The organism is Serratia microhaemolytica (genome assembly GCF_004011885.1).
Taxonomy (GTDB): domain Bacteria; phylum Pseudomonadota; class Gammaproteobacteria; order Enterobacterales; family Enterobacteriaceae; genus Serratia_G; species Serratia_G microhaemolytica.
The window spans coordinates 1-4,709 of the sequence record NZ_SBEF01000068.1 but is presented as its reverse complement, the minus strand read 5'-3'; the positions used below and the strand labels follow the sequence as shown (position 1 = coordinate 4,709).

7 protein-coding genes and 1 pseudogene are annotated in these 4,709 nt (G+C 41.8%); 7 read left to right on the top strand and 1 reads right to left on the bottom strand.

What is annotated here, in order from left to right; translation table 11 throughout:
* From EOJ37_RS13565 to EOJ37_RS13535, 7 genes and pseudogenes are all read left to right on the top strand, one after another.
* A partial coding sequence (locus EOJ37_RS13565) for an integrase core domain-containing protein (protein WP_155522504.1) occupies nt 1–261 on the top strand: 261 nt, incomplete at its 5' end.
* Between the two features lie 18 nt (nt 262–279).
* Nucleotides 280–690: pseudogene (gene gntA / locus EOJ37_RS13560) on the top strand (guanitoxin biosynthesis heme-dependent pre-guanitoxin N-hydroxylase GntA); the annotation flags it as partial.
* A gap of 20 nt (nt 691–710) precedes the next feature.
* Nucleotides 711–1,466 (top strand): SDR family NAD(P)-dependent oxidoreductase, encoded by a 756-nt coding sequence (locus tag EOJ37_RS13555; RefSeq protein ID WP_127960426.1) that lies wholly within the window; start codon nt 711–713, stop codon nt 1,464–1,466.
* Entirely contained in the window at nt 1,463–2,494 is a 1,032-nt protein-coding gene (locus tag EOJ37_RS13550; protein WP_127960425.1) for a hypothetical protein, read from the top strand. Before EOJ37_RS13555 ends, EOJ37_RS13550 begins: the two co-directional genes overlap by 4 nt.
* Before the next feature lie 35 nt (nt 2,495–2,529).
* Nucleotides 2,530–3,204 carry a 2Fe-2S iron-sulfur cluster-binding protein gene (locus EOJ37_RS13545; protein WP_162473706.1) on the top strand — a complete coding sequence of 225 codons (675 nt, stop codon included), beginning with the start codon at nt 2,530–2,532 and terminating at the stop codon, nt 3,202–3,204.
* 2 nt (nt 3,205–3,206) lie between these two features.
* On the top strand, nt 3,207–3,848 hold the full coding sequence (locus EOJ37_RS13540) for a LysE family translocator (RefSeq protein ID WP_127960423.1): 642 nt from the start codon (nt 3,207–3,209) through the stop codon (nt 3,846–3,848).
* Between the two features lies 1 nt (nt 3,849).
* Complete coding sequence (locus tag EOJ37_RS13535) at nt 3,850–4,482, top strand: B3/B4 domain-containing protein (protein WP_127960422.1); 633 nt, start codon at nt 3,850–3,852, stop codon at nt 4,480–4,482.
* A gap of 1 nt (nt 4,483) precedes the next feature.
* Here the strand turns inward: EOJ37_RS13535 and EOJ37_RS13530 are convergent.
* A partial coding sequence (locus tag EOJ37_RS13530) for a transposase (protein ID WP_420820642.1) occupies nt 4,484–4,709 on the bottom strand: 226 nt, incomplete at its 5' end.

Sequence of the window (4,709 nt, the reverse complement as noted above, 5' to 3'; positions counted from 1 at the left end):
TACCAGATGACACAGAGCTTATCGCGTCGGGGAAACTGCTGGGACAATAGCCCAATGGAGCGCTTCTTTAGGAGTTTAAAAACAGAGTGGGTGCCGGCAAGTGGCTATTCTAGTTTAGGTCAGGCACAACAAGAGATAATTCGATACTTAGTTAGTTATTACAGCGATTTAAGACCACATCAATATAACGGTGGTCTCACGCCCAATGAATCTGAACGGTTGTATTGGGAAAACGCCAAAACCGTGGCCAGTTTCACTTGACCACTACATCAGTCAGAAGCGGAGTTTGAAGAGTTTGTTTGGGTGACGCTTACCCGATTACACGAGCTTGATGTCCAGGCTGGTTATGTCTGGAGCGATGAGTGCTCCCCGGACCCTCACTCACCTGCTTTTGGGTTTTCTCTATTCGGTGAACCCTTTTTTATCGTAGGGTTACACCCTCGTTCATCACGGATCAGTCGTCAGGCTCCCTTTCCTGCTCTTGTGTTCAATGCCCATCGTCAATTTAGATATCTCAAAGCTGACGGTACATTTCAAAAAATGCAAAAGGAAATTCGGCGACGAGAGATAAAAATTCAGGGGACGCTGAATCCCAATCTCAGTGATTTTGGTGAGCAAAGCGAAGCTAGGCAGTACGCAGGGAATGCGACTCAACAAGTTTGGCTCTGTCCTTTTAGCAAGAAAATCTAACCTCAAAATAGAGAGATTAAATGGATACAATAATCGTCACTGGAGCATCTTCTGGTTTCGGAGAAGCGATCGCTCGCCGGTTTCTTGCTGAAGGATATAATGTCATTGCGATAGCGAGACGAGAAGAAAAACTGATGGACTTGGCCCATAATTTTCCGGGGAAAGTGCATGCTTTAGCTTTGGATATTACCGACAAACATGCGGTTGAGGAATGTCTTAGTAACATACCGGAATATTTCGAAAATATAACGGCTCTGGTCAATAATGCAGGGCTTTCGCTGGGATTTGGTCCTGCTCAAGATAACAATATCAACGACTGGGAAACGATGGTTAACACCAATATTGTTGCTCTTTTGCATATCACTAAAAAAGTGCTAAAGATGTTTAAGGAAAAGAACCAGGGCCATATTATTAACATAGGATCGGTTGCTGCTTATTACCCTTACATGGGGAGTAATGTATATGGTGCAACCAAATCATTTGTTCATAATTTTACTCTTAATCTGAAAACAGATCTTGAAGGTAGCAATATTAGGGCTTCCTGTATAGCACCTGGTTTATCAAAAACTGAATTTGCCGTAGTACGATTTAAAGGGGATGTGGAAAAAGCAGATTCACTGTATGAAAACAAAACATATCTCACAGCGGACAATATTGCTGAAACCGTTTTTTGGACATTCTCTTTACCTGCCAATGTTAACATCAACGTTATGGAAGTTATGCCGACAGGCCAGTCTTTCGCTTTAGGTTTTACAAAAAAACAGGATGAAAAATGAATATCATTAACAGTTACAGCGATTGGGGCAAGTTAGAAGAAATCATTTTAGGTAGCCCTAAGTATCTTACTCTACCGGATTTGGATATTTCCTCTAGAAATTTTTTTGACCTTCAAGAGGATTTTATCCAGCAGAAAAATCCCACACCGGTTATCGAACGGGTAAAAAATGAGATGGAGGAGGACTTCCAAGTATTGACATCAATTTTGGAAGGCTATGGCGTTAAAGTGAGACGCCCAGAAGCGATTAACTTAGACATCACCTGTCAATCCCCGCATTGGGTTTCTCAACAGTCCCATGCACTTATGCCTCGAGATTGCATGCTGGTGCTTGGTGAAACGCTGATCGAAGCACCTATGCCTTCACGTAATCGTTATTTTGAAAGTCAATCTTTTCGTAATATTACGCGAGAGTATTTCTCTAAGGGTGCAAAATGGATCGCCGCGCCAAAACCAATTTTAACAGACGATACTTATCTTTGGGATGGTACGACTCCTTACTTGGCCGAGAATGATCCGTTGTTTGATGCGGCGAACATTATGCGGTGTGGGAAAGATATTTTTTATAACATTAGCAATAGCGGAAACCGGGCAGGTTTTGAGTGGCTGGAAAGAACCTTTGGCGATCAGTTTAATTTTCATCAAATGTCAATTTGTAGTGATCATGTTGGAACAACCATGCAATTATTGCGTCCTGGCCTTGCCTTGATTAATGCGGAAAGGATGACAATGGCTGAAGTCCCTGTTCAATTTAGAGATTGGGAACTCGTTTTCTTTAACGAACCTGTAGATATCGGTTATTCGTTTGACTGGGCTCGTGCTTCAGTCTGGATCGCGATGAATGTTTTATCGATCGATGAAAAAACAATTATTGTAGAGAAAAATCAGCATAAGTTAGCTGAGTTACTTGATCGCTGCGGTCTAGAAGTTATACCGGCGTCATTCAGACATGGTCGAACGGTAGGGGGAGGTTTCCACTGTTGCTCACTAGACATCCGTCGTCAGGGTGGTGCTGAAAGTTATTTTTAAGTTCTGATATGATGCTCCCTCAGGAGTGGAGATTTATGAGTAATAAAACACTGCTCATTAAGGGAGCAATTCGACATGATGACGATAGTTCAGAAGTACAAAGATTACGAGTCTCAAGGTATGATCCATATGGATATAACAATGAGTCCTCAGTATTCGAAATTCATTTCTATGATGATGGGAATAATAAAATACTCTCCTTAGAGTTTGTGAATCTATATGATGCTTGTTATCTCAGAGATGTTGTCTACCTAGGAGATGAATGGAGCGTAGATGGTCTTCTGATGGCAATATCCGTTTCATTCCACCTGACACGATTTAAACGGTTTATTATAGTTGGCAGTTACCTGTTCGAGACCATCACACGAATTTTTAGCAATAACTATATTTTCCGAGAAATTACGTTGATGGAATCGGAGCATAATGGGTCGAAAGCCTATCATATCAATTACTCATTCAGTGAGATTATGGTTATACACCATGACGATGCTTTTGCAATTACCCCTGACGAAACCATCCTTGATTGTGCTCTGGAGAATAATGTTGAATTGAAACACATGTGTAAAGCCGGGATTTGTATGAAGTGCAGGAAAAAAATCCGGTCAGGAGCCTGTATGACTACGTCTTCGCAAGAAGAAAATAGCATGGTTAAAGTACAACATATACTGACCTGCAACTATAAAGCGCTGACATCACTTATTATAGGATAATTATGGAACATACAAGCATTCTTGCATTTGCATTAGCAGCATTGCTGCTCAATCTTAGCCCCGGTCCCTCATTGTTGTTTGTTAGTGCCAGAGGTATTAGCGAAGGAAAGGCCGCTGGGGCTGTATCCGCCTTAGGGCTGGCATCTGGCAGTTCTATCCACGCTGTTCTGGCTGGGCTCGGGGTAACGGCTATCGTTGCTCAGAATGCTCATGTGGCCAATGCTGTTGCGCTGATTGGTGGCGTGTATATATTATATTTGGGCTGGGATGCACTAAAGTCGGCCAGTAATACAGGAGAATATCAATCCCTGAATGTAGATAAGAAAAGAAATAAATTGTCCAAACTATATTTTCAGGCTGTTTCTGTCGAGTTTTTGAATCCCAAGACTATTCTGTTTTATCTTTCTATTCTGCCAGGGTTGATTTTGTCCGGAGGGTATACTCCTTTGGAGGCGTTGTTGATCTCCTTGATTGTACCGGCGACAGCCTTGCCTATTGACTTAACGGCGGGGTTGACTGGTGGCATGTTGGCAAAAATATCACAAAAAAATCAGCGATTAACTGTAATACTGAATTACATTTCAGGAGCGGCGCTTTTGCTCATTGGTATTTTACTTCTTTATAAAAATTTCATGGGGAGTTGACATGTTTTTCTCAATCAGCGAAGCAGCATCAAAAGTCGGCGTTACACATGCTCTTTTCCTTGTTGTACGAGGGCTGGTTTGTTCCCCGACTAAACCCGAGTTTCTTACACATTGTAATGAGATGGTGGAAACAAACATTTCTGGAGATCTACAGCACTTTAACGAAGGCTTCAGGAAAATAATAGAAAAAACAACTGGTAGAGAGAATTTCAAAACCGCCGGTGAAAAGTTGCGAGAGAACTTTTCCTCCCGTGGTTTTCGCTCCATTAATAATATTATTGATGCGTACAATGAGGCTGCATTTTTCTATGGCTTGGGAATTGGTGGGCACGACTTATCTTCGGTTGATTCTTTGGCTAAGATTGAGGTGTCATTAGCAACTGATAATGAACGGATAGTTCCGCTTTTTCAAAGCAAAGAGAAAAAAATCAATCCAGGTGAGCTTATCTATACTGCTGATGATAAATCTATGGCTTGGATTGGTACTAATGATATTGATGCAGATTGTTTCAAAATTTCCGAGAGAACAACGGATTGTCTTTTTGTAATTCTCGGTCATAACTTTGTTAAAGCTGCTGAGCTATATACTATAAGTTTACGTATACGTCAGGGCGGGATTCCACTTTGCATATAATTTAAGCAAACATCAATTCGCTACGAAAATCAGCAGACCAGGCGGCCCGTCTACGCTTTGAGGCGATACTGTCTTTCAGTCCGGTATGTTGTTTGATAATGCTGAGTGCAACGCGATTAAAGAGGGCCATATGGGCCGCTCCATCAAGGTCATGCAGCGATAACGCATCTTCGCGAAAAACGACATCCAGCACCCAATGAAGCTGATTTTCTATACCCCAATGTTGA

Coding starts and splice junctions, on each gene's coding strand:
- EOJ37_RS13555 (WP_127960426.1), top strand. CDS start 711: ATGGATACAATAATCGTCACTGGAGCATCTTCTGGTTTCGGAGAAGCG.
- EOJ37_RS13550 (WP_127960425.1), top strand. CDS start 1,463: ATGAATATCATTAACAGTTACAGCGATTGGGGCAAGTTAGAAGAAATC.
- EOJ37_RS13545 (WP_162473706.1), top strand. CDS start 2,530: ATGAGTAATAAAACACTGCTCATTAAGGGAGCAATTCGACATGATGAC.
- EOJ37_RS13540 (WP_127960423.1), top strand. CDS start 3,207: ATGGAACATACAAGCATTCTTGCATTTGCATTAGCAGCATTGCTGCTC.
- EOJ37_RS13535 (WP_127960422.1), top strand. CDS start 3,850: ATGTTTTTCTCAATCAGCGAAGCAGCATCAAAAGTCGGCGTTACACAT.